Annotated in this window: 24 protein-coding genes and 1 pseudogene; 7 read left to right on the forward strand and 18 right to left on the reverse strand. The window is 70.8% G+C overall.

Annotation, left to right across the window (positions count from 1 at the left end; genetic code table 11):
- The first annotated feature begins 6 nt into the window (after window positions 1-6).
- The gene (locus tag G401_RS0136315; protein WP_027346348.1) at window positions 7-405 is read left to right on the forward strand and encodes a VOC family protein; all 399 of its coding nucleotides are present in this window, start codon (window positions 7-9) and stop codon (window positions 403-405) included.
- Window positions 406-434: 29 nt separating this feature from the next.
- Here the strand turns inward: G401_RS0136315 and G401_RS0136320 are convergent, their stop codons facing one another.
- The 3 genes from G401_RS0136320 to G401_RS0136330 are packed head-to-tail and all read right to left on the reverse strand — an operon-like array spanning window position 435 to window position 2625.
- Window positions 435-815: a VOC family protein gene (locus G401_RS0136320; protein ID WP_027346349.1), complete on the reverse strand. Its 381-nt coding sequence runs from the start codon at window positions 813-815 to the stop codon at window positions 435-437.
- Window positions 812-1969: a sensor histidine kinase gene (locus G401_RS0136325; RefSeq protein WP_034594169.1), complete on the reverse strand. Its 1158-nt coding sequence runs from the start codon at window positions 1967-1969 to the stop codon at window positions 812-814. The genes G401_RS0136320 and G401_RS0136325 overlap by 4 nt, the downstream gene beginning before the upstream one ends.
- A complete protein-coding gene (locus G401_RS0136330; protein WP_027346351.1) occupies window positions 1963-2625 on the reverse strand; it encodes a response regulator transcription factor in 663 nt (220 codons plus the stop codon). The genes G401_RS0136325 and G401_RS0136330 overlap by 7 nt, the downstream gene beginning before the upstream one ends.
- Window positions 2626-2773: 148 nt before the next feature.
- Between G401_RS0136330 and G401_RS50895 the strand changes: the two genes are divergently transcribed.
- A complete protein-coding gene (locus G401_RS50895; RefSeq protein WP_084558013.1) occupies window positions 2774-3907 on the forward strand; it encodes a C39 family peptidase in 1134 nt (377 codons plus the stop codon).
- A 27-nt stretch (window positions 3908-3934) separates the two neighbouring features.
- Here the strand turns inward: G401_RS50895 and G401_RS0136340 are convergent, their stop codons facing one another.
- The 8 genes from G401_RS0136340 to G401_RS0136375 form a co-directional block, all read right to left on the reverse strand.
- A complete protein-coding gene (locus G401_RS0136340) occupies window positions 3935-5194 on the reverse strand; it encodes an outer membrane protein assembly factor BamB family protein (protein WP_157546722.1) in 1260 nt (419 codons plus the stop codon).
- A gap of 34 nt (window positions 5195-5228) precedes the next feature.
- Window positions 5229-7115, reverse strand: a complete 1887-nt coding sequence (gene dxs / locus G401_RS50900; protein WP_034594171.1) for a 1-deoxy-D-xylulose-5-phosphate synthase — start codon at window positions 7113-7115, stop codon at window positions 5229-5231.
- A 91-nt stretch (window positions 7116-7206) separates the two neighbouring features.
- Window positions 7207-7665 (reverse strand): hypothetical protein, encoded by a 459-nt coding sequence (locus tag G401_RS0136350; RefSeq protein ID WP_027346353.1) that lies wholly within the window; start codon window positions 7663-7665, stop codon window positions 7207-7209.
- 109 nt (window positions 7666-7774) lie between these two features.
- Window positions 7775-9115, reverse strand: coding sequence for a neprosin family prolyl endopeptidase (locus G401_RS0136355; RefSeq protein ID WP_027346354.1), 1341 nt, complete (start codon window positions 9113-9115; stop codon window positions 7775-7777).
- 163 nt (window positions 9116-9278) lie between these two features.
- Window positions 9279-10100: a MerR family transcriptional regulator gene (locus G401_RS55300; protein WP_084558014.1), complete on the reverse strand. Its 822-nt coding sequence runs from the start codon at window positions 10098-10100 to the stop codon at window positions 9279-9281.
- A 34-nt stretch (window positions 10101-10134) separates the two neighbouring features.
- Entirely contained in the window at window positions 10135-10731 is a 597-nt protein-coding gene (locus G401_RS0136365; protein ID WP_051367737.1) for a septal ring lytic transglycosylase RlpA family protein, read from the reverse strand.
- Window positions 10732-10853: 122 nt separating this feature from the next.
- Window positions 10854-12143, reverse strand: coding sequence for a class I SAM-dependent RNA methyltransferase (locus G401_RS0136370; RefSeq protein WP_027346357.1), 1290 nt, complete (start codon window positions 12141-12143; stop codon window positions 10854-10856).
- Window positions 12140-14182 carry an APC family permease gene (locus G401_RS0136375; protein ID WP_027346358.1) on the reverse strand — a complete coding sequence of 681 codons (2043 nt, stop codon included), beginning with the start codon at window positions 14180-14182 and terminating at the stop codon, window positions 12140-12142. Before G401_RS0136375 ends, G401_RS0136370 begins: the two co-directional genes overlap by 4 nt.
- Before the next feature lie 97 nt (window positions 14183-14279).
- On the opposite strand from G401_RS0136375, the gene G401_RS50905 reads away from it, so the two are divergent.
- Window positions 14280-14942 carry a potassium channel family protein gene (locus G401_RS50905; RefSeq protein ID WP_034594173.1) on the forward strand — a complete coding sequence of 221 codons (663 nt, stop codon included), beginning with the start codon at window positions 14280-14282 and terminating at the stop codon, window positions 14940-14942.
- Between the two features lie 14 nt (window positions 14943-14956).
- Window positions 14957-15616, forward strand: a complete 660-nt coding sequence (locus G401_RS0136385; RefSeq protein ID WP_027346359.1) for a potassium channel family protein — start codon at window positions 14957-14959, stop codon at window positions 15614-15616.
- 7 nt (window positions 15617-15623) lie between these two features.
- Here G401_RS0136385 and G401_RS0136390 read toward each other — a convergent pair whose 3' ends face one another.
- From G401_RS0136390 to dut, 4 genes are all read right to left on the reverse strand, one after another.
- A complete protein-coding gene (locus G401_RS0136390) occupies window positions 15624-16355 on the reverse strand; it encodes a DUF3159 domain-containing protein (RefSeq protein WP_027346360.1) in 732 nt (243 codons plus the stop codon).
- 9 nt (window positions 16356-16364) lie between these two features.
- On the reverse strand, window positions 16365-16763 hold the full coding sequence (locus G401_RS0136395) for an OB-fold nucleic acid binding domain-containing protein (protein WP_051367741.1): 399 nt from the start codon (window positions 16761-16763) through the stop codon (window positions 16365-16367).
- 93 nt (window positions 16764-16856) lie between these two features.
- A complete protein-coding gene (locus G401_RS50910; RefSeq protein WP_051367743.1) occupies window positions 16857-17609 on the reverse strand; it encodes a DUF3710 domain-containing protein in 753 nt (250 codons plus the stop codon).
- Entirely contained in the window at window positions 17606-18106 is a 501-nt protein-coding gene (gene dut / locus G401_RS0136405; protein WP_027346362.1) for a dUTP diphosphatase, read from the reverse strand. Before dut ends, G401_RS50910 begins: the two co-directional genes overlap by 4 nt.
- Before the next feature lie 68 nt (window positions 18107-18174).
- Between dut and G401_RS55305 the strand changes: the two are divergent.
- A pseudogene (locus tag G401_RS55305) lies at window positions 18175-18585 on the forward strand (DUF3093 domain-containing protein); the annotation flags it as partial.
- A 52-nt stretch (window positions 18586-18637) separates the two neighbouring features.
- On the opposite strand, the gene G401_RS0136415 reads toward G401_RS55305, so the two are convergent.
- Together G401_RS0136415 and G401_RS0136420 are read right to left on the reverse strand one after the other, a co-directional pair.
- A complete protein-coding gene (locus tag G401_RS0136415) occupies window positions 18638-19591 on the reverse strand; it encodes a hypothetical protein (RefSeq protein ID WP_245602026.1) in 954 nt (317 codons plus the stop codon).
- Between the two features lie 79 nt (window positions 19592-19670).
- Complete coding sequence (locus G401_RS0136420; RefSeq protein ID WP_027346365.1) at window positions 19671-19967, reverse strand: DUF4193 domain-containing protein; 297 nt, start codon at window positions 19965-19967, stop codon at window positions 19671-19673.
- Between the two features lie 392 nt (window positions 19968-20359).
- Between G401_RS0136420 and G401_RS0136425 the strand changes: the two genes are divergently transcribed.
- Entirely contained in the window at window positions 20360-20902 is a 543-nt protein-coding gene (locus tag G401_RS0136425) for a LytR C-terminal domain-containing protein (RefSeq protein WP_027346366.1), read from the forward strand.
- Between the two features lie 4 nt (window positions 20903-20906).
- Here G401_RS0136425 and G401_RS0136430 read toward each other — a convergent pair whose 3' ends face one another.
- Entirely contained in the window at window positions 20907-21713 is an 807-nt protein-coding gene (locus tag G401_RS0136430; protein ID WP_027346367.1) for an inositol monophosphatase family protein, read from the reverse strand.
- 242 nt (window positions 21714-21955) lie between these two features.
- On the opposite strand from G401_RS0136430, the gene G401_RS0136435 reads away from it, so the two are divergent.
- Window positions 21956-23626, forward strand: coding sequence for an RNA polymerase sigma factor (locus tag G401_RS0136435; protein WP_027346368.1), 1671 nt, complete (start codon window positions 21956-21958; stop codon window positions 23624-23626).
- The last annotated feature ends 278 nt before the right edge of the window (window positions 23627-23904 follow it).

Genomic DNA, 23904 nt, shown 5'->3' on the forward strand with positions numbered 1-23904 from the left:
GCCGCGATGGTCGCGTTCATCTCCCATACGTCCGTGGACTGTTCCGACGCGTACGCCTTGTCGCGCTGGTGGGGCGACGTCCTGGACTACGCCGAGGACCCGAACGATCCGAACGAACCGGGCCACGAGGAGTGCTTGATCATCTCCCCCGACGGTACGCATCGCCTCCTGTTCATCGAGGTGCCCGAGGCGAAGCAGCTCAAGAACCGGATCCACTTCGATCTACGCCCGGCCGAGGGCTCCCGTGACGACGAGCTGGCCCGGCTGATCGAACTGGGCGCGACCACCGTCGACGACCGGCGCAATCCGGACGGGACCGGCTGGGTCGTGCTCGCCGATCCGGAGGGCAACGAATTCTGCATCCTGCGCAGCAGAGCCGAAGTGGCCGCACACAGCACGGAATGAGCGGCGAGGACGCGTACTGCGACAAGGAGTCAGGCGCGCTCGGACAGCGACCGTTCCACGCAGAACTCGTTCCCCTCGATGTCCGCCAGGACCGCCCATCCCGTGCCGTCCGCGTTGCGGTGGTCGGCGATCAGCGTCGCGCCGAGCTTGAGCAGCTGCTCGATCTGCTCGTCGCGCCGGCAGTCGGTCGGCTGGAGGTCGAGATGCAGGCGGTTCTTGGCACCTTTGCCCTCCGGCACCCGGACGAAGAGGATGCCCGGCCCTTCTCCGTCCGGGGCCACGAGCAACGCCGCTTCCCCGCCCGGCTCCCCTTCGGGGTGCCGCGGGTAGCCCGTGACCTCGCTCCAGAATCCGGCGAGCGCGTACGGGTCGGCGCAATCCACGGTGATATGCCGAATCAAGGCCGTCACGCGCCAGATGGTAGCGGCTCCGCGCCGCCGGGAACAGCGACCGTCACTTCGAGGCCTCCGCCGGGCAGGGCGATCGCCGCGACGGTGCCGCCGTGTGCGGTGCAGACCGCGCGGACGATCGACAGGCCGAGGCCGGAGCCGCGGGCGCCGGTACGCTCCCGGCCGCCCCGCCGGAACGGTTCGAAGAGGCCGTCGACGTCCTTGGCGTCCACCTCGAAGCCGGTGTTGCCGACGACGAGGCGGGACATCCCGTCGTAGGTGCTCGTCCGGACCCAGATGCGGCCGTCGCGGTGGTTGTAGCGGCAGGCGTTCTCGATCAGGTTGCCGGCGAGCCGGTCGAGCAGGCTGGGGTCGCCGACGACCGGGGCCGGGGCCAGTTTCAGTTCGACGTCGAGGTCGAGGCGGCGGATCTCCTTGGCCATCGCGTCGAGCGCCTGCGGTACGCCGTTGGCCAGGTCGACCGGCTGGTGTTTGGCGAAGGCGGGCCGGGCTTCGGAGCGTGCGAGGACCAGCAGCGCGTCGACGAGGGCGTTGGCGCGTTCGGAGGCGTCCCGCACGACGGTGCCCATGCGGCGCAGTTCCGCCTTGTCGGCCTCCGAGTCCGACAGTGTCACGTCGATCTCGGTCTTCATGACCGCCAGCGGCGTACGCAGTTCGTGCGAGGCGTTGGCGACGAAGCGGCGCTGGGATTCGAAGGAGGACTTGAGCCGGTCCAGCATCGCGTCGAAGGTCTCGGCCAGTTCGGCCACCTCGTCGTCGGCTCCGGAGTAGTTGATGCGCTGGTCGAGGGTCTGGCCGCCGAGGTGCCGGGCGGTCGCCGTGACCTGCTGCAGGGGGCGCAGCGCGCGGCCGGCCACCGCGTACGCGCCCGCGACGCCGACCACGCTGATGGCGAGCACCACCAGCAGGCCTTTCTCGATGAGTTCGACGCCGATCGCGTGGCGGAGCTGGTTCTCCCAGTCCACGACGGGCATCTGCCGGCCGTCGGCCAGCACGACGACCGACTCCGTACGCAGCTGCTCGGCCGGTCGCAGGGCGTCGCTCAGCAGCAGGTACGCGATCGTCAGCAGCAGCGCGCCGGCGCCGATGAGCAGCAGGCCGTTCAGCAGGGTGAGCCGCAGCCGGAGGGTGGGCCGCAGGATCCGGCTCAGCACGGCACGATCCGGTATCCGGCGCCGACCAGCGTCTCGATCAGCGGCGGGTCCCCCAGTTTGCGGCGCAGCGTACGCATCGTGACCCGGACGATCGTGGTGAACGGGTCCGCGTTGGCGTCCCACACCCGGTCCAGAAGTTCCTCTGTGGACACGACCGCGCCGTCCGCCCGCATCAGCTCCTCCAGCAGGCCGAACTCCTTGTTGGTGAGGTCGAGCACGAGACCAGCCCGGGTCGCGACCCGCTTGGCCGGGTCGAGCGTGACGTCCGCGACCCGCAGCACGGGCGGCGTGACCGGCGTGGCCCGCCGCCCGAGCGCCTGGACGCGCGCCACCAGCTCGGTGAAGTCGAACGGTTTGGGCAGATAGTCGTCGGCGCCGAGGCCGAGCCCCTCGACCCGGTCGGCGACCGTGCCGCTGGCGGTGAGCATGAGCACGCGGGTCAGGGTGCCGGAGTTGGCGAGGTCGGCGCAGATCTGGTCGCCGTGCACCCCGGGCAGGTCGCGGTCGAGCACGACCACGTCGTAGCGGGTGACGAAGGCGGCCTCGTGCCCCGCGTCGCCGTCGTAGGCGACGTCCACCGCCATGCCGTGGCGGCGCAGGCCGCGCGCGATGGCGTCGGCGAGATGGCGCTCGTCCTCGATCACGAGCACTCGCATCGATCCTCCCCCTGGTCGGCCCCGCTTCTCGGCCCCGCTTCACGGTGATCTCCACCCCGGCCCTGTTGCGCCGCACCTCGACGTCCGCCAGGCTGGAGATCCCTTGCGCCGGATCCCCGCGCCACGAGCCCCCGACGAAGAGACACCGATGAAGGACCGCAGTGTACTTCCCGAGGCCATTGTGCCTCCCGCCGCCGACCCCGCGGCCCCGCGAGACATCGTCCTGCGTCGCTGGACACCGGGCTTCACCCTGCCGCCCGGCCACGACACCGCCAGCTGGCTGACCGAGGTCGCCCTCGACTTCCCGGCCACCGAGATCGTCGCCTCCTGGACGGCCACGACGCCCGGCCCGAGCTGGATCGAGGTCGAGACGCGCGGCACCACCACCGCCGGGACCACCACCCGGTGGTACGCGCTGGGGCGCTGGGCGGCGACCGACGAACATGTCCGGCGTACGACGGTCGCCGGGCAGGCCGACGCGGACGGCCGCGTCAACGCCGACGTCTTCGCCGCCGCTCCCGGCCGCGAGTGGGTCTCGTGCGAGCTGCGGATCACCCTGCACCGGCCGGCGGGTTCGACGGCCGGGCCCGTGCTGCGCAGCGCCGCCGTGATGGCGTCGCGGCTGCCGGGGCCGGACGCGCCCTGTCCCGCCGTCGAGCCGGCCGGGCCGATCGGGATCGTGCTGGACGTCCCGGCGTACTCGCAGAACATCCACAAGGGAGAATATCCCGAGTACGACGACGGCGGCGAGTCCTGGTGCAGCCCGACGTCGACCACCATGGTCATGGACTTCTGGGGCCGCCTGCCCGAGCCCGCCGAGTACGCCTGGGTCGACCCCGCGTACCCGGACCCGTTCGTCTGCCACGCCGCCCGGGGGACGTTCGACCACGCGTACAACGGTTGCGGCAACTGGCCTTTCAACGTCGCGTACGCCGGCCGCTACGGGCTCGACGGCTTCGTGACCCGGCTGCGGTCGCTGGACGAGGCGGCCCGGTTCATCGCGGCGGGCGTACCGCTGATCCTGTCGGCGTCCTTCGAGAAGGGCGAGGTTCCGGGGCTGGACTACAGCACGAGAGGGCACCTGGTGGTCCTGGCCGGCTTCGCCGAGGACGGCCGGCCCGTGCTCAACGATCCGGCCTCCACCGGCAACACCGACGTACGCAAACCGGTCGGCCGGGCCGAGTTCGAGCGGGCCTGGCTGCGGGGGTCGCGCGGCGTGGCGTACGTGATCACGCCGCCCGGGCACCCGCTGCCGGCCGCCCCGGAGCAGGCGAACTGGTGATACCGCCGCCGATCAGCCGGCCGCCGGTCAGCCGCCGATGAGGCGGTCGAGGTCGCTCAGCCGGACCGAGACCGCGTCGACGATGACCGAACCGTCGCAGTAGAGCCACCGCTGCGTCAGGTCGCAGTAGTTGGCCCGGCCGCCGAGGGGCATCAGCGGACGCAGCGCGTACGCGCGCCCGTCCGGCGTGTACGGCGCGTAACCGAGCCAGGCCTGGTGGTCGGCCGAGTACGAGGGGTCGAGGCGCAGCAGCTGCCCGTCCCGGTACGCGCCGATCGCCTCCCAGCCGGTGAGATCGAGGCCGTCGAGGCCGGCGACGGGCTCGGGCGGCTGCTCGGTCTGGGTGGAGATGATCGCGCCGGTGGCCGGGTCGAGCCTGGCGAACGTGCCCGAGTCGGACTGGCAGATCACCCCGTCGCACGGCCACAGCGCGTGATCGCCGGGGATCCGCCAGATGATCTTCCTGCGCGACAGGCTGTACGCGGCCAGGTCGATCAGCCCCTCGGCACTGGTCTCCCGCAGCACGAGCAGGTCGCGCCAGGCGAACAGCGCCGCTCCGGTGACCGCCCGGCCCATCGGCTCGATCGCGCCGTCCGCGAGCCGCAGCGATCCGACCGTGCCGTCCGCGCCGAGCAGGACGGCTCGGCGGACCGGACCGGCGTCGGTCGTCTCCGCCGTGATCTGCGTGTGCGCCGCCACCGTACGCGTCCACAGGATCCGCCCGTCGGACGTCGACAGCCCGGAGAGCTTCGCCGGGGCGTCGGGATCGCTCACCGTCCCCGACAGCAGCATGATCGGAACCTCACCGCTGGTCAGCGCGAAGCCGAACTGCCGCCAGAGCACCCGGCCGGTCGCGAGGTCGATGGCCGCCACCGAGGCCTTCGCTCCCGATCCGGGTACGTCCTCGGTGATCCCCGGGTAGAGGATCGCGATCAGCCGGCCGTCGCCCTGCTCGTAGAGGCCGTTCGGCGCGCCGACGCCGTCGACGGTCCAGACGACGCCCCGCCCGTCCAGCGCGTACGCGACCAGGCGGCCGCGCTCCTGGTCGGTGTTGATCACGAGGTCGCCGATCACGGGCGCCAGCGGCCCGGTCATCCGGCCGATCACGTTCAGGTGCGGGCGCGCGTACGCGGTCGGGGGCGAACCGGCGAGGAAGCCGGCCGCCGCGATCGTCGCAGCCGCACCGGCGAGCAGGCGGCGGGAGCGCGACAGCAGGCTGTCCATCCGCGGGCCGGGCGGCGGGCCGGGCTCGAAGCGGCTCGGCTCGCCTAGATCAATGAGGACCACGGCAACTCGACGCTCCGGCTCGTCGGCCCGGTTGTCAGGCGGTCGGCGCGGTGATCCGGCTCAGCCAGCCCGACACCTTGCCGGCGATCTCCGGCGCGGTCAGGCCCAGGTCGGCGAGGATCTCGTTGCGCGTGCCGTGCTCGATCCAGCGGGCGTCGACGCCGAGGTCGCGGACCGGCACGTCGACCTCGTGGTCGCGCAGCAGCTTGCTGACGGCGTCCCCGACACCGCCGTTGCGTACGCCGTCCTCCACCGTCACGACCAGCCGGTACGCCGCAGCCAGCGAGACGAGCTCGGTCGGCGCGGGCCGGACCCAGCGCGGGTCGACGACGGTGACCCCGACGCCCTGCTCCTTGAGGAGGGCGGCGACGGCCATCGCGGTGTGCGCGAAGGAGCCGACGGCGACGAGCAGGACGTCTTTGCTCTCGTCCGCCAGCAGGATGTCGACCGTGCCCTGGCGGCGCAGCGCGGGCAGGGCGGCCGGGACCGAACCGGTCGGGAAGCGCACGATGGTCGGGCCGTCGGTGACCGCGATCGCCTCGCGCAGTTCCTCGCGGAGGGTGGCGGCGTCGCGCGGCGCGGCGACCCGCAGGCCGGGCACGACACCGAAGATCGACATGTCCCAGATGCCGTAGTGGCTGGGCCCGTCCGGACCGGTGATGCCGGCCCGGTCCAGCACGAACGTCACCGGCAGCTTGTGCAGCGCCACGTCGAGCAGGACCTGGTCGAACGCGCGGTTGAGGAAGGTCGCGTAGACGGCCACGACGGGGTGCAGGCCGGCGAGGGCGAGGCCGGCCGCCGACGTCGTCGCGTGCTGCTCGGCGATGCCGACGTCGTACGCCCGCTCCGGGTACTTGGCGGCGAGCCGGTCGATGCCGGTCGACTCGGGCATGGCGGCGGTGATGCCGACCACGTCCGGCCGCTCGGTGGCGATCTGCACCAGTTCCTCGCCGAAGACGTGGGTCCACTTCAGGCTGGGCGCGGCCAGCGACTTGCCGGTCAGCGGGTCGAACGCGCCCGGCGCGTGGAAGTTGTCGGCCTCGTCGTCCAGGGCCGGCTGGTAGCCGTAGCCCTTGCGGGTCACCGCGTGCACGATGACCGGGCCGTTGAACCGCTTGGCCCGCTCCAGCGCGCTCTCCACGGCCGCCTGGTCGTGGCCGTCGACCGGGCCGACGTACTTGATCCCGAGGTCCTCGAACATCGCCTGCGGGGCGACCGCGTCCTTGATGCCCTTCTTGACCGCGTGCAGCGCCTCGTAGAGCGGCCGGCCGACCAGCGGCGTACGCTCCAGCGCATCCTTGACCAGGTCGAGCACCTTCTCGTAACCCGGGTTCAGCCGCAGGGTGGCCAGGTGGTCGGCGAGGCCGCCGATCGTCGGCGCGTACGAACGGCCGTTGTCGTTGACCACGATGATCAACGGGTTCTTGGTGGCCGCGATGTTGTTCAGCGCCTCCCAGCACATGCCGCCGGTCAGGGCGCCGTCGCCGACGACGGCCACGACGTGGCGGTCCTCACCCAGCAGGGCGTTCGCCTTGGCCAGGCCGTCGGCGTAGCTCAGGGCGGTGGAGGCGTGGCAGTTCTCGACGAGGTCGTGCTCGCTCTCGGCCCGGCTCGGGTAGCCGGTCAGGCCGCCGCGCTGCTTGAGCCGGTCGAAGCCGTCCTGGCGGCCGGTCACCATCTTGTGCACGTACGACTGGTGCCCGGTGTCGAAGACGAACCGGTCCCGCGGCGAGTCGAACACCCGGTGCATGGCCAGGGTCAGCTCGACGACGCCCAGGTTGGGGCCGAGGTGGCCGCCGGTCTTGGCGACCTTGGTGATCAGGAACTCCCGGATCTCCGTACTGAGCAGGGCCAGCTCCTCGTAGCTGAGACCACGCAGGTCCTGCGGTGAGGTGATGCCGGGGAGAAGTTCACTGCTCATGGTCCAGAAGTCTATCGGAGCTGGACCTCTTCGCTCGTCACCCGTCAGGGCGCCTGAATTGTGTTGGTCTGCGACCCGGGCAAACGTGGTGTCAGGAGGACGGCACCGGCGGCAGTTGACCGCCGCCCGGGGCTTTGGCCAGGAAATCCTCGACCGTGGCGAACCTGGTGAGATCAGTGAGCGTGATCCTGCGCACCGGTACGCTGCCCGCCGGACACCGGCCCGCCCCGCCGGCCGCGGCCGAGGCGTTCACCACACAGTCGACTACTGCACCGTTGTCCGCGTAGCTGGTCGGGACCTGGCTGTCGGCGTACCGGGACAGGACATAGGTACGCATCGCCCGGAAGGCGCCCTCGTCCTTCACCTGGACGCCGGCCTTGCCCGCGTACTGGGCGTACGTCGAGTCTGTGGTGTCGGCCACGAACCGGTCGAACGGCACGACCGCGCCGGACGGGGACGGGCCGGAGGACGCGGCGGTCGAGGGGCCCGCACATCCCCCGAGCGCGATCAGGCAGACGGCGGCGAGCAGCGGACCCGATCGAGATCGCATGAGCAGAACCCCTCCTCGCGGCGAGCCGGGCGGGCCGCCCCCGCCGGTAGGTACTCGGACATACCGGTGGGAACGGCCCTTTCCTCACAAGGCTAGTGGAACCCGGAGATCAGCAGTAGCCGCCGGGGCCGCCGTAATAGAAGTACGTCCCCCAGCTGCCGCCGCTCTGCCACGGCGTGATCGAGATGCTGTAGCAGGCCGGGTTGGTGATGATCGAGTTGAGCACCGACCACTGGCTCACGTCGGACCGGTCGATGTAGAAGACCGTGTTCTGGTACGCCGCGTACGTCCAGCCGGAGCTCGGCCAGGAGCCGCTGCCCATCTGCGGCCAGTTGGTGCCGCCGGTGTAGGTCTCGCCGCCGGCCTCCGCGAGGGTCGCGTTGCCGTAGCGCATGTTGCCCGTGCCGTAGATCGTGCCCGGGTAGTAGCCGATCGCGGTGCCCTGGATGTAGAGCCACCAGTTGCCGGCGTAGTACTTCCACTGCAGGCCGAAGCCGTACTGGCCGCCGCCGCTGGTGCTGTAGTTGCTCCAGGCGCCGCCCAGCGTGAACGCGCTGCTGGTCTGCACGAAGCCGGAGCAGTCCAGGTTGTAGCAGCCGTGGACGTAGTTGTCCGGCGTCCAGAAGATGAACAGCACCGCGTTGTTGCCGAACTTGCCCGGGTAGTGCACCCAGCCGCCCTCGACCGTCTGCGAGCCGTCCACGTACCACTGCTGCGAGAGGGTGAACTCGCCGGACGGGTTCCACAGGTTCAGCCACGAGTTGCCGCCGTGGTTGTTGACGTACTGGTAGCCGACGCCGTACCGGTGCGCGTTGGCGTTGGTCGAGCTGCCGTTGGTCGAGGCCCGGTCGGTCGAGGCGCTCGGGTTGCTGCCGGCCGGGCCCTTGGCCAGGAATCCGGCGAGCGTCGGGTACGCGGTCAGCCGCTCGATCGACAGCCGCTGCATCGGGATCGTCCCGGCACCGCAGACGGTCGAGTTGCCGTACGCGTCGAGCCGTCCGGCGTTCGCCGTCTGCGTGGCCGGTACGGCGTCCTTCGGGGTGCCGGCCGCCTGCGGCGCGGGCGGCGTGGCGAGCTGCTTGATGCCGAGGTCGCGGACGGACGGCTGCGTCTCGGTACGCACGCAGTCGAAGTACGAACCGTTGTCCACGTAGGAGTGGTCGACGACGACCCCCCGGTACGCGTCGAGGACGTAGGAGCGCATCTGCTCGAATGAGGCGGACGACGTGACCGCGCCGGTGCGGCCCGCCTTGGCGTAGTCGGCGTAGCCGTGCCCGGCGACCTCGGTCAGGAAGCCGCTGAACGACTGGAAGCCGCCCGCGGTCGAGACGGGCGTCGAGCCGGCCGAGACCGGAGCAGCCTGTGCCGGAACACCGCCGGCGACGAGACCGGCGGCCGCGAGGAACAGTGCCGCGGCGTATGCGCGCCGCGACAGGGAACCACGTGACATGGAACCTCCCCAGGTAGATCTGCACGTGTACGCCGAGTCTTTCCGGCGTAGCGGGGAGTAGCCACGGTCCCGTCGTATTGATGACATCGATTGGCTTATATGGCTTGGTCGACCTTCCCCGGATTCCGGGGCGACCGTCCAGGTGGGACGGCCCGGGCCGCGATCACCAGAAGCGGGGCTGGCCGGGGATCGTCTCGAGGTCCGTGAGAAGAAGTTCGCGATCCTCCGACTCCGCGATATCCTCCGCGGCCGCGAGCGCCTGCTCGGTCCACGACCGGGCCCCGGCCGCGTCCCCGGCCACGGCGGCCGCCCGGGCCAGCGCTTCGTACGCGTACGCCAGGTCCCAGTCGCCGATGCCGTTCTCCTGGCAGAGGGCGAGATCCCGCCGGGCGTGGAACAGGGCGGGCTCGGCGCGTTCGAGGACGGCGTACACGCGGGAGATCTGCCACTCGCCGCGGCTCAGGTTGACGGCCGTGCCGACGTTGCCCCAGTGGTACCGCGAGGCGTGCGCCATGTGGATCATCTGATCGTCGTCCGCGGCCGACCGGCCCTCCTTCTCCATCAGCCGCCACACGGCGTTGAAGAGGTCGACCGCGATCTTGCGCTCGTCCGTCGGGGCGGTGGTGGTGCTGGTCTCGGTCATCGGGACTCCGTCCTGCAGCAGGTGGTCGACGCGGTGGAGGTCGCCCGTGATCCGGTCGAGCCGCGACCGCAGCCGCCGCCGGTGCGCGGCGAGCAGGTCCGCCAGCGCCGACCGGTCGGCCAGCACCGCGCGGATCTGCTCGAGCGGCAGGTCCACCGCGCGCAGCACGCCGATCAGGCGGGCCTGCTCGACCTGCTCCGGCGCGTAGTACCGGTACCCGGTCGCCGGATCGACCGCGCTCGGCGACAGCAGCCCCACGCGGTCGTAGTGGCGCAGCGCCTTCGCGGTCAGCCCCGACCGGCGGGCCAGCCGGCCCACCGTCATCAGCCCGGGCTCCTCCATGCGCGAAAACCTAGAACCTTGCCCTGCGGCAACGTCAAGCGAGGATCTCGTACTTCACCGTGACCTCGCCCTTGCCGAGGTCGTCGATCGCGTCGAAGGCCGCCCGGGACAGGTCCAGGCAGCGTCCCGAGACGTACGGGCCCCGGTCGTTGATGCGTACGACCACCGACTTGCCGGTGTCCAGGCTCGTCACGCGTACCCGGGTGTCGAAGGCCAGCGTCTTGCTCGCGGCCGTCAGCGCGTTCGGGTCGAAGGTCTCCCCGTTCGCGGTTCCCTGCGGCTCGTCGTAGAACGACGCGCCGCACGTCCCGCTCGACGTGACCTTCGCAGTGGTCTTGGTGGGCGTCGGGCTCACAGTCCGCGTCTTGCCCCGGGAAGCAGCTTCAGGTGTACGCGCGGCGGCGCTGGACGGCGAGGCCGAAGCGCTCTGCGCCGGGCCGGCCGACGGGCTCGCCGAGGCGGACGTCGAGACGGACACGGCGGTGTCCGCCTGCACGTCGCCGACCTTCGAGGAGCCACTGAGATCGATAGCGGTAACTGCAACACCTCCCCCGACCAGGATGGCGGCCGAGAGGGCGGCGGTGACGAGGCGGCGGCGGGCAATCGGGTTCTGCTGATGCTTTCCGGTCACGAGGAGCGACCGTAGCCACCTCCGCTAGGGCACCCGCAAAGTGATCATGCCCATTGGCCCGGGTATGCCCGTTATCTCCGGCCGAACGACCGAGGCGGACCCGGGCCGAACTCCTGGGGTGGCTACGGGGTCAGCAGGGCCACGCATTCGACGTGATGGGTGAACGGGAAACAGTCGAAGGCCCTGAGCTGCGCCAACCGCCAGCCGTGGGTCTGAAAGAAGTCGATGTCGCGAGCCAGCGCGGCCGGATCGCAGGCGACGTAGGAGACCGCGCGGGGCTGGGCCGCCACGATCGCGTCCACCACCTTCTTGCCCGCCCCGGTACGCGGCGGGTCCAGCACGACGACGTCCACCGGACCCTGCACCTGGGCGGCACCGCCGCGCAACGGCATCTTCCCGCCGCCACCCCCGCCCCGCCCGGGGCGCTTGGACCGGCGCGGCGAGAGGGCGTGCTCGACGGTCGACTGCACGACGCGTACGGGGAGGTCGGCGAGGTTGGCCCGGGCCGCGGCCACCCCGTCGGCGGCCGCTTCGACCAGGGTCACGTTGCCGGTGACGCCCACGGCCGAACCGACGGCCGCGGCGAAGAGCCCGGCGCCGCCGTAGAGATCCCAGGCGGTCTCGCCCGGCTTCGGCTCCAGCTGGGCCAGGACGGCGTCGACCAGGGTCTGCGCGGCCGCCGGGTGCACCTGCCAGAAACCGCTCGCGGCGATCGTGAAGTCACGGCCGGCCACGTGCTCGACGATCTTCGCCGCCGGATCTTCGATGATCAGCGCCGAGCCGTCCGACGGGGCGACGGTCTCCACCGCTTCCACGCCCGGCCAGGTACGCCCGAGCACCGGCAGCGCCCGGATCGCCGGGTGGGCGATCATGCACTCGTCGATCGGGACGACCTCGTGCGACCGGTGCTTACGCAGGCCGGGCCGGTCGGCGGCGTCCACTGTGTACCGGACCCGCGTACGCCAGCCGGGATCGGCTGAATGAACTTCTGGCGTCTCGCGCGAGCGCTCGCCGGCGCTGCCCGGTACGGGGAGCTGCTCCACGCGTACAGGATGATCGGGGAGATGGGCCAGGCGCGCGAGCTGTTCGCGGACGACGGCCTCTTTCCAGGCGAGCTGGCCTGGTTCGGAGACGTGCTGCAGGTCGCAGCCGCCGCAGGCGTTGGGGCCGGACCACCGGCAGGGCGGGGTGACCCGGTCGGGCGCGGCGCTGAGGATCTCCACGGCCTCGGCGCGCGCGTAGCCGGGGTGCAGTTCGGTGATCTCGGCGACCACACGCTCGCCGGGCAGGGCGTGCCGCACGAAGATCACGACGCCCTCGTGCCGCGCGACGCAGTGGCCGCCGTGGGCGACCTCACCGACCGTGACCTCGATGCGTTCGCGCTCGGTCAGGGTCTGCGGAATGGCACTCATCGCTGGGAAGCATTCTCCTCGGTACGGGCGTCGCGCGCGGGCGCGTAGCCGAGCCGGCGGTCGAACCGCGCGACACTCTTCTCGGAGGTGGACGAGAGCTGCCAGGGCACGCTGGTGACCATGACGCCGGGCTCGAAGAGCAGCCGGGCCTTCAGGCGCAGCGCGGACTGGTTGTGCAGCAGGTTCTCCCACCAGTGGCCGACGACGTATTCCGGGATGTAGACGGTGACCACGTCGCGGGGAGCGTTCTCCCTAACATCCTTCACGTAGTCAATGATCGGACGTGTGATCTCGCGGTACGGCGAGTCGATCACGGTCAGCTTGACGCTGATACCCCGATTATCCCACTCGTCCTGGATCACCCGGGTGTCCGCGGTGTCGACGTTGACCGTGAGCGCGGTCAGCGTGTCGGGCCGGGTCGCCTTGGCGTACGCGAGCGCCCGCAGGGTCGGGTTGTGCAGCTTGGAGACCAGGACGATCGCGTGGTTGCGGGCGGGCAGGATCGGCCGCTCCTCGGTCGGCTCCAGCTCCCGGGCGACGCGGTCGTAGTGCTTGCGGATGCCGACCATGAGCGCGTAGATCACGGCCATCGCGGCGATCGAGATCCAGGCGCCCTTCGTGAATTTGGTGACCAGCACCAGGAGGAGCACGAAGCCGGTCATGAACATGCCGAATGTGTTGATCACCCGCGACCGCTTCATGCGGCTGCGGATCGCCGGATCCCGCTCGGTACGCAGCAGCCGGTTCCAGTGCCGGATCATGCCGGTCTGCGAGAGGGTGAAGGACACGAAGACGCCGACGATGTAGAGCTGGATGAGCTTGGTGGTCTCGGCCCGGAACACGATGACGAGGACCGCGGCCGCCGAGGCCAGGAACACGATGCCGTTGGAGAAGGCCAGCCGGTCGCCCCGGGTGTGCAACTGGCGGGGCAGGTAGCGGTCCTGGGCGAGGATCGAGCCGAGCACCGGGAAGCCGTTGAACGCGGTGTTGGCCGCCAGCACCAGGATCAGCGCGGTCACCGCCAGCACGATGAAGTAGCCGGGCCGGAAGTGGTCGAACACCGTCTCGGCCAGCTGCGCGGTCACCGTCGGCTGTTTGGTGAACGGGGCGGGGCCCTCGATCTGGCTCGCGGTGCAGCCGATGCTCGGATCGACCTTGAAGCACTCCACGTACTGCAGGCCGGTCTTGCGGGCCAGCAGGATGATGCCGGCCATCATCGAGATCGCGATCGTGCCCAGCATCAGCAGCGTGGTGGCCGCGTTCTTCGACTTCGGCGGCTTGAACGCCGGTACGCCGTTGGAGATCGCCTCGACACCGGTCAGCGCCGCGCAGCCGGACGAGAAGGCGCGTACGAGCAGGAAGACGAAGGCGAACGAGGACCCGACGAACAGCCCGTGCTCGGCCTTCACGTGCATCGAGGCGCTGGCCGCCTTGAGGTCGTCGCCGAGCACGAAGATCCGGAACACGCCCCAGATCACGAGGCTCAGGATCGCGATCATGAAGGCATAGGTGGGGATGGCGAACGCGGTGCCGGCCTCCCGGATGCCCCGCAGGTTGATGGCGGTCAGCACGGCGATCAGGCCGACCGCGAAGGCCACCCGGTGCTGGCCGACGTAGGGCCACATGTCGCCGAGAGCGTCCACACCGGACGAGATCGACACCGCCACCGTGAGGACGTAGTCCACCAGCAGGGCGCTGGCGACCGTGAGACCGAACTTGGAGCCGAGGTTGACCGTCGCGACCTCGTAGTCGCCGCCTCCCGACGGGTACGCGTGCACGTTCTGCCGGTAGCTCGCCACGACCGTCGCCATGACGACCGCGACCGCCAGGGCGATCCAGGGCGAGAAGAGGAAAGCCGTCGCCCCGGCCGCCGACAGGGTCAGCAGGATCTCCGCGGGCGCGTACGCGACCGACGAAAGGGCGTCGGAAGCGAAGACCGGCAGGGCCACCCGCTTCGGGAGAAGGGTGTGCGCCATGGCGTCGGAACGATAGGGACGCCCGAGCAGCAGCCGCTTCATGACAGAGGTCGGGTTCGGCACAAGCGCAGCCTACGGCGCCTCCGCCAGCCCCACATCCCGGGCTCGCCCACTGGGATCCACCGTGTAGCGTCCCGTATGAGGACAGGGAGGGGCTCGGGTGCACATCGTGATCATGGGCTGCGGCCGCGTGGGGTCCAGCGTCGCGCACAGCCTGGAGGCCAAGGGCCACTCGGTGGCCGTCATCGATCAGGATGGCGACGCGTTCCGGCGCCTCTCGGCCGACTTCTCGGGGATCACGGTGACCGGCGTCGGCTTCGACCGCGACGTGCTGATCCAGGCGGGCATCGAGCGCGCCGACTGTTTCGCGGCGGTCTCCAGCGGCGACAACTCCAACATCATCTCGGCCCGGCTGGCCCGCGAGACGTTCAACGTGTCCCGTGTCGTCGCCCGCATCTACGACCAGAACCGCGCCGAGGTCTACGAGCGCGTGGGCATCCCGACGGTGGCCACCGTCCGGTGGACCGCGATGCGGATCGTCCGGCACCTGCTGCCCGGCGAAACCTCCGAGCTCTGGCGCGATCCGACCAGCGTCGTCGCGATCGTCGAGGCGCCGCTGCACCCCGACTGGGTCGGCCGGCCGCTGCGATCGCTGGAGGAGGCGGCCGGGACGCGGGCCGCGTACGTGATGCGGTTCGGGCTGGGCGTGCTGCCGACGGCCTCCACCGTGCTGCAGGACGGCGACCAGCTCTACATGCTCGTCACCGACGAGATCGCGGCCAGCGTACGCAAGATCACCGGCTCCGCCCCCACGGCTCATTGAGAGGGTCACCGAACATGCGCGTCGCCATCGCCGGAGCCGGCAACGTCGGCCGCTCGATCGCCCAGGAGCTGGTCGAGAACGGCCACCAGGTGCTGCTGATCGAGCGCTCGCCGCGGATGCTGCGCCCGGAGCGCGTACCCGCCGCGGAATGGGCCCTGGCCGACTGCTGCGAGCTGTCCAGCCTCCAGGAGCTCGACGTGGCCAGCTGTGACGTGGTCGTGGCCGCGACCGGCGACGACAAGGTCAACCTCGTGCTGTCGCTGCTGGCCAAGACCGAGTTCGCCGTCCCCCGCGTGGTCGCCCGGGTCAACCGGGCCGAGAACGAGTGGCTGTTCACCGAGCAGTGGGGCGTGGACGTCTCGGTCTCCAAGCCGCGCCTGATGGCCGCCCTCGTCGAGGAGGCGGTGACCGTCGGCGAGCTGGTCCGGCTCATGACCTTCCGGCAGGGCGAGGCGAACCTCGTGGAGATCACGCTGCCCACCGACGCGCCCTACGTCGGCCGCCCCGTGCGCGAGGTCCCGATGCCCCCGGACAGCGCGCTCGTCGCGATCGTCCGCGGCCGGCGGGTGCTCTCCCCGACCCCGGACGACCCGATCGAGGGCGGCGACGAGCTGATCTTCGTCTGCACGCAGGCCGCCGAGGAGCAGGTACGCGCGATCGTCCTGGGGCTGTAGACCCGGCTCAGTTCTCCGGTCCGGGCTCGGGCAGCGTGGCCCGGACCTTGCGGACCGCCCACACGGTGAGCGCCAGCAGGAGCAGGTACGGCGGGTAGCCGAGGACGATCCGGGAGACGCCCAGCGCCACGCTCGCGTCGGCCAGGTAGAGCAGCCACTGCACGCCCGCCTTGACGATGTACGTGGCCGCCCAGAGGACAGTCAGCCAGGCGAAGGTACGCACCAGCTTGGGCTCGCCCCGCCACTCCTTCTTGCCGCCGTCCGCGACGACGGAGTAGATCCATCCGACCAGCGGCTGCCGGAACGCGACCGAGGCCAGCAGGGCCACCCCGTAGGCGAGCGTGTAGAGGATGCCGGGCAGGTAGAACGCCCGCTCCTGGCCCGACTTCCAGGCCAGCACGGCGCCGATGGCGATGCCGAACAGCCCGTTGACGGCGAACCGGATCGGCTTGCCCTGCGCCAGCCGCCAGACGGCGATGCCGACCGCGACCCCGACCGACGCCAGGATCGCGAGCTTGAGAGCCGGCTTGTCGCCCAGCACCGGAATGGTCGCGCCGGCGCTGTAGATCTGGCTGAGGATCACGTTGGCGACGACGAACACGATCACCGGCACGCCGGACTCGATCAGCCCGCGTACGCCGCCGAGCTGCTGCGCCATCTGCTCGGTGAACGGCGGCAGGGTCTCCTCGTCGGATTCCTTGCCGGTGGCCGGCTCGGCCGTGGTCTTGTCAGTCGTCACCGACGGGCCTCATTTCGGGGCGTCCAGCTCGTAATGCGGGTTGTAGATGACCTTGCGTCCGTCCCGCAGCGCGATCCGGCCCGACGCGGTGAGCGCCCGGCCCGGCTCGATGCCGGCGATGTGACGACGACCGAGGAAGACGAGCGTGACGACGTCGGTGCCGTCATACAGCTCCGCCTCCAGGGTCGGCAGGTTGGTACGTGGAGTATAGACAACCGTGCGCAGCCGGCCGGCGACGTTGACGAGCTCGCCCCGGCGCACGACATTGGCACGCAGGCAGCCCGGCTTGGCGCTGTCGCGCCGCATCTCCTCGCGTTCGAGCTCGGAATCGGTGGCGGTAAATTTACGCAGCATACGCCGCAGACCGGTAAGTTCAGCCGGTTGCGACGGGCCCTCTTCGACGGCCATGGCCCCGTGGTCACACCCTTCCAAGTGACGACGCTTCCAGCGTACGTCGATCGACGATCGGCTTCACGCGGAGATCTTCACGCAGGAAGAAGTTCAGAGCCGGCGAGGGCGCGGGGAGGGCTTGCGGCGCTCGTCGGCGGCCGGCATCGGCTGCGCGGCGGCGGCGACGGCGGTGCCGTCACCCGCGGCGGCGGCCTCGGCCATCTCCTTCGGCAGGCGCAGCATCAGCGGCTCGCGGACCGGCTTGGCGTCGTTGCCCCGGCTCACCACCAGACCGCGCAGGCAGTCGCCGAGCTGCGGCGCGACGGCCGGATCGACCGCGACAGGGCCCTGGAACAGGCCCCGCACCATCCACCGGGGCCCATCCACGCCCACGAACCGCAGGTCCGCCAGGCCTTCCGCGGTACGCACCCGGGCCCGCAGCTCGACGCCGTAGTCGCCGGGCGCCTCCTCGGCCGCCACGCCCTCGTCGAAGAGCGACTTGCGGATCTCGGCGCGTACCTCGTCCCAGATGCCCTCGCCCTTCGGTGCGGCGAAGACGCCGAGCTGCAGGGCGCTGTCGCCGCGCACGAGCATGACCTGCTGGATCACGCCCTCGTTGTCCGCCTGTACGCGCAGGTCCACGCCCTCGACGGCGGGCACCTGCAGGGCGCCGAGATCGAGCCGGACGCCGGCGGGGGCCTCGGTGACATCCCAGGGACCGATGCCGCCTGCGGGCTCGTCCGCGCGGGCGGGCGCGGGCAGGTCCTCGGCGGGCGTACGCCGTTCGGCGGCGCGCTTGGTCGCTTCGGCCTTGGCGTTGTCAGCCTTGGCGTGGCGGCCGCCGCCCTGGCGGGAGAAGATCACTGTTCTGCCTTTCCGGTCGTGGCGCCGGTGAGACTACCGGTAGCGAGCTCGGCGTGCCCACCGGTGGAGCCGTGACCACCCGCTCCCCGCACGGACTCGGCGAGGGCATCGACGAGGTGGAACGCCGCCCGCTCCACCCGTTGTACAACCAGTTGGGCTATGCGGTCACCCCGTGCGATGCGTGCGGTGTTACCCAGATCATGGTTAACCAGATTCACCAAGATCTCGCCGCGGTACCCGGCGTCGACCGTCCCGGGAGCGTTGAGGACCGTCACACCGAGCTTCGCGGCCAACCCCGAACGCGGGTGCACGAGGCCCACGAAGCCCTCCGGCAACTCGATCGCCACCCCGGTACGCACGAGCCGGCGCTCGCCCGGCGGGATCGCGACGCTCTCGGCGGCCACGAGATCGGCGCCCGCGTCGCCGGGATGCGCGTACGCCGGCATCGGCAGCTCGGCGTCGAGCATCCGCACCGCGACGGGAACCTCACTGGACATGTCAAAAACCTCCGGGGGAAGGACCTTACCGAGTGCCGGGGGCGGTGGCACGCGTACCCTCGGTCACCATGGCAGCAGTGGCACCAGGGGTACCCCCACGGACAACGCCGACACCCCGCCTGACGGAACGGCTGGCCGTCCCGCTGTGGTGGTGGCCGGCGGGCTTCGCGCTGGCCTCGATCGCCGCCGCCGAGGTGGGACTGGGCGCGCCCGGTCCGCGCGGCTGGGCGCCGTTCGCCGTGCTGCTGCCGCTGACGGTGCTGCTGCTGATCCTGGCTTCGCGGCTGCGCGTACGCGTGACCGCCGACGAGTTCGAGGTCGACGACGCCCGGCTGCCGGTCGGGGTGATCTCGGACGTGGTGGCCCTCGACGCGGCCGGCAAGAAGGCGCTGATCGGCGCGGACGCCCACCCGTACGCCTTCGTGGTCCTGCGGCCGTGGGTCGGCACCGCCGTCCAGGTGCTGCTGGACGACCCCACCGACCCCACGCCCTACTGGCTGGTGTCCACCCGCCGGCCGCTCGAACTCGCGGCTAGCCTCCGAGCCGCGGCGGGGATTGCCCCGGCGGCAGCTGCGGATGCGGCCCCGGCTGCCCCGGCGGCAGCTGTGGATGCGTCTCCTGCGGCGGGCGGCGGTGCAGCCGCAGGTCGCGGCTGATCGACTCGCCGAGCGCCTTGGTGGCCCGGCGGTTGAGGTAGCTCGCGACGGCCGCGCCGGTCAGCACCGGACCGAGGGTCGTGAGGTTGCGGCCGAGCCGCTTGATGATCATGTCCCGCAGTTCCTTGCGGGCGGCCGTGCCCAGCACGCTCGCCACGCCCACGCCGGGCACGAGCGGGTTCACGCCCCGGCGGTGCGCCCAGGACTGCAACAGGGCGACCGCGCGCTGCGTGGTCGTCCCGGTGATCGGCTGGCCGTAGACCTCGTGCAGCTCGCCGATGAGCTTCAGCTCGATGCCGACGACGGCGACGGTCTCGACCGCGAGCATCACCGGCGTGGTGAGCAGCGTCGGCGGCAGGGCCCACTCCACCGAGGCCACGCCGCCACCGACCGCGCCGACCCCGGCGGTCGCCCGGGCGGCGTTGCGGACCAGGCGTTCGGCGAGCGCGTCGCCGTCCAGGTCCGGGTAGTGCCGGCGCAACGTCTCCCGGTCGCGGATGGGAACGTGCGGCGCGATCTCGGAGACCGCGTCGGTGATCCATTTGACGGCCTGCTTCGGCTGGAACAGCCGCCCCACACCGCGCTCGCGCACGGCCGCCACGATCGTGCCGAGAACCCGCCGGCGTCCGGCGGTGTCCAATTCGGAATCCGACAACGCCGCGACGGCCTGCGAGAGATCGTCCGACTCGGGCGTGTCGTCCACCTTGAACACCACCTCGTCCTCGGGCAGGACGGGCGGTACCGGGTCGCCGATACGCGCGGCACCCGGCGGGGTGCCGCCCGGGCCGGGCGCGCCTTCCCCGGCGGGCACCTGCGATTCGCTGCTCATACGGGCCTCCTACCGCTGTCCCTTGCGAACAGTTGACCCGATCGCGTCAACTCCCGCCACTCGGGCGTACGGCCACAGCTCAGATGCACTCCCGGCAGATCGGCAGGCCGTTCTTCTCACCGGCCAGCTGACTGCGGTGGTGCACGAGGAAACACCGGGAACAGGTGAACTCGTCGGCCTGCAGGGGCACGACCTTGACACTCAGTTCCTCGTCGGTGAGGTCCGCGCCGGGCAGTTCGAAGCTCTCGGCCACCTCGGCTTCGTCCACGTCCACGCTGCCGGACTGGGAATCGGTGCGGCGCGCCTTGAGCTCCTCCAGGCTGTCCTCGCCGATCTCAGCCTCGTCGCGGCGCGGGGCGTCGTAGTCGGTCGCCATCGCTGTACTCACACTCCTGTACTCATCGTGTGTTCGTTCGCCGCATGGGCGCTGCGGCGGGTCTTCCAGCTGCACATTGCGATCTGTCTCACCCTGTGCGCGGCGCTGGGCGACCCGGGCGGACGCGGCACAATACCTCGCCCGCGTCGGTGTTGTACGCCCAAGCGCGCCGGGATGTTCCCAATGTGACTGAGGCGACAACAGACCAAGACGAATGGGCGAGACAAAGGTAGGGCACGCGCCGGGCGCAGCGGTGCGGCACGCCGGGAAATCTCCGTGATCCGCCGGGTCCTGCCCGCACGAAGCGCGGCCAGCCGATACCCTCACCGTGACGGCCTGTCACACCGGACCCGTCGGTCTCGTTCCGCCTCACTGATCAACGGGAGCAGCTCATGAGCTTCGCACGCGTCCGCGCGCTGGCCCTTGTCGGCATCCTGGTGCTGGCCGCCGGTGTGCTCACCGTGATGGCTCTCACCAAGGGCTCGAAGGGTAATGAGGCCCACGCGAGCACGTGCCCGTCCGGCTACGTGCTGGCGAACATGAAGCTGCCCAACGACAACCAGCAGATCAACCTCAACGTCTTCAACGCGACGGACAAGGTCGGCCTGGCCAACAGCGTGAAACTGGACTTCGAGTACCGGCGGTTCAAGGTCGCCAAGACGGGCAACAACCCGCTGAAGAAGCCGGTGCAGGGCGTCGGCATCCTGCGGTTCGGCCCGCAGTCGGTCGGCTCGGCGTACGTGGTGAACGCGTACTTCCTCAACGACGCGTTCCTCGACTTCGACCCGAACCGCACCGACGCCAGCGTCGACGTGATCCTCGGCCCGGGCTTCAAGCAGCTCGCCACCCAGACCGAGGTCAACCAGGCGTTCACCGTCCTCGCCGGCAACGGCGGCCCCGTGGTGCCGTCGGGCGCCTGCGAATCGGGCAGCTGAGCCGCTACGGGCCGCCGGCCGCGTCGAGGGCGGCCAGCCGGTCGTGCAGCTCGTTGTAGAGCGCCGGTGGCGCCGCCAGGACCATGTCCGGCCCCGCCGGACGGCCCGACAGCCCCGAGACGATCAGGCCCGCCTCGGTCGCGATGAGGCCCCCCGCGGCCCTGTCCCAGGCTCCGAGCCCCTTCTCGAAGTACGCGTCCAGCATCCCCTCGGCCGCCGCCGCCAGATCCAGCGCGGCCGAGCCGAACCGGCGGATGTCGCGTACGTGGGTGATGAGGCCCTGGACCACGGCCGCCTGATGGGCCCGCCGCTCGGCCAGGTACGCGAATCCCGTGCCGACCAGCGCCTGGCCCAGTACGCGCTCCGCCGACCCGGTCAGCCGCCGACCCTCCCGCCAGGCGCCGCCCCCGCGGGTGGCCGTCCACTCCGCTCCGGTGGCCGCGTTGCGCACGACGCCCGCCACGATCTCGCCGCCGGACTCGGCCGCGATCGAGACCGCGTACTGGGGTAGTCCATAGAGGTAGTTAACGGTGCCGTCGATGGGATCGATGATCCAGCGGACCGCGGCGCCCTCGGCCTCGGCCGTGCCGAACTCCTCCCCCAGAAAGGCGTCCCCCGGCCGGTACGCCCGCAGATCCTCGATGATCTGGCGTTCGACGGCGCGATCGGCGGCCGTCACCACATCGGTCGCGGTACTTTTCGTGTCGACTTCATGAATCGCCTGATCGCGCATGGTGCGCGCGGTGTCCGCGGCACGGCGCGCCACCTCGACAGCGATCTTGAGCAGGTCCTGTGCGTCCGGTTCCACCACGGTTCTATCCTTTCAAAGCGAGCGTCCGGCAGTCCGTGGAGGGCGTGACCGGCGCGCTCGATGGGATGATCGCGCCAACCGGCGCTACAATTCACGCCTGCCGCCCAACCGCTCCCCGCCAGGTAACCCGGAGGGGGCGAGCCCGCGGCTCCCTCACCTGCAAACCGGCTGCCCGGACGGCGCGCCCCAAGGGCCGGCCGGACGGCCATGCTCCACGCACCGCTGATGACGGAAGGTCGTTCGTGACAGAAGCCCGCCAGATCGGCGCCGACGTACGCTCGCTCACCGATGCTCTGATCGCTCATGCCGAACAGGCCGGCGGACAGTTGACATCGGCGGAGATCGCCCGTTCCGTCGAGGCCGCCGAGGTGACCCCGAGCCAGGCCAAGAAGTTGCTGCGCGCCCTCGCCGAGGCCGGAGTGACCGTCGTCGTCGACGGCCGGACCGCGGGAGCCGCCAAGAAGGTGGCCGCCGCCCGGTCGGCGACGCCCGCCTCCAAGGCCACCACCGCCAAGGCGACACCGGCGGCCGTCAGGCCCGCCGCGAAGGTCGTCCCGGCCAAGACGCCCGTACAGGCCACGCCGTCGGACGGCGGGGCCGAGTCGGAGGCGAAGGTCGTTCCCGTGAAGAAGGCCGCCGAGGCCCCGGCGAAGAAGGCAGCCGCCAAGAAGGCCGCCCCGCTCGCCAAGAAGGCCGCACCCAAGGAAAGCGACGCCGACGCGTCGAAGACCACACCCGCCGCCAAGAAGGCCGCTCCGGCCAAGAAGGCGGCCGACGGCACACCCGCCAAGCCGCGTGGCGAGGGCGAGGAGCCGGAGGTCGAGGATCTCGAAGTCGAGGATCTGACCGCCGAGCTCGAGGAGGTCGTCGTCGAGGAGCCCGTCGAGATGGCCACCCAGGCCGCCGCGGACGCGCAGGCCGCCGACGACTTCGAGTGGGACGCCGAGGAGTCCGAGGCGCTCAAGCAGGCCCGCAAGGACGCCGAGCTGACCGCTTCGGCCGACTCGGTGCGTGCGTACCTGAAGCAGATCGGCAAGGTTCCGCTGCTCAACGCGGAGCAGGAGGTCGAGCTGGCCAAGCGGATCGAGGCCGGCCTGTTCGCCGCCGAGCGCCTGCGGGCCGCCGAGGACGGCGAGATCTCGCTCGTCCGCGACATGCAGCGCGACCTGCTGTGGATCTCCCGCGACGGCGACCGGGCCAAGAACCACCTGCTGGAGGCCAACCTCCGGCTCGTGGTCTCGCTGGCCAAGCGCTACACGGGCCGTGGCATGGCGTTCCTGGATCTGATCCAGGAGGGCAACCTGGGTCTGATCCGCGCGGTGGAGAAGTTCGACTACACCAAGGGCTACAAGTTCTCGACGTACGCGACGTGGTGGATCCGCCAGGCGATCACCCGGGCGATGGCCGACCAGGCACGTACGATCCGTATCCCCGTGCACATGGTCGAAGTGATCAACAAGCTCGGCCGCATCCAGCGCGAGCTGCTCCAGGACCTCGGGCGCGAGCCCACCCCGGAGGAGCTGGCGAAGGAAATGGACATCACCCCGGAGAAGGTGCTGGAGATCCAGCAGTACGCCCGGGAGCCCATCTCGCTCGACCAGACCATCGGCGACGAGGGCGACAGCCAGCTCGGCGACTTCATCGAGGACTCCGAGGCGGTCGTCGCGGTCGACGCGGTGTCGTTCTCGCTCCTGCAGGACCAGCTTCAGCAGGTGCTGCAGACGCTGTCCGAGCGTGAGGCCGGCGTCGTGCGGCTGCGGTTCGGCCTGACCGACGGCCAGCCGCGCACGCTCGACGAGATCGGCCAGGTCTACGGCGTGACCCGGGAGCGGATCCGCCAGATCGAGTCCAAGACGATGTCGAAACTGCGCCACCCGTCACGCTCTCAGGTGTTGCGCGACTACCTCGACTAAGACTGTTTCGCGGTAAGCGAACAGCCGCCGTGGCCGACCCCGGCCGCCGACGTGAAAACGGACAATTCGCACGTCAGCGGTCGGGAAGCCGACGGAATTCCGCCCGAAATGCGGGGATGTCCAGCCGCCACGTTCAACCGAACGTATCGGCTCCATCACCGTGCGTGCGAACTCGGCGGTGTGACCGGGGAGCCATCGCCAATGTCGTGTTGACGTGGCACGCTGGGGGAACGCAAGGTGGGAGGCACACAGGCACTTCGGGTGCCTCCCGGAACTCC

It is taken from the genome of Hamadaea tsunoensis DSM 44101, assembly GCF_000428945.1.
Taxonomy (GTDB): domain Bacteria; phylum Actinomycetota; class Actinomycetes; order Mycobacteriales; family Micromonosporaceae; genus Hamadaea; species Hamadaea tsunoensis.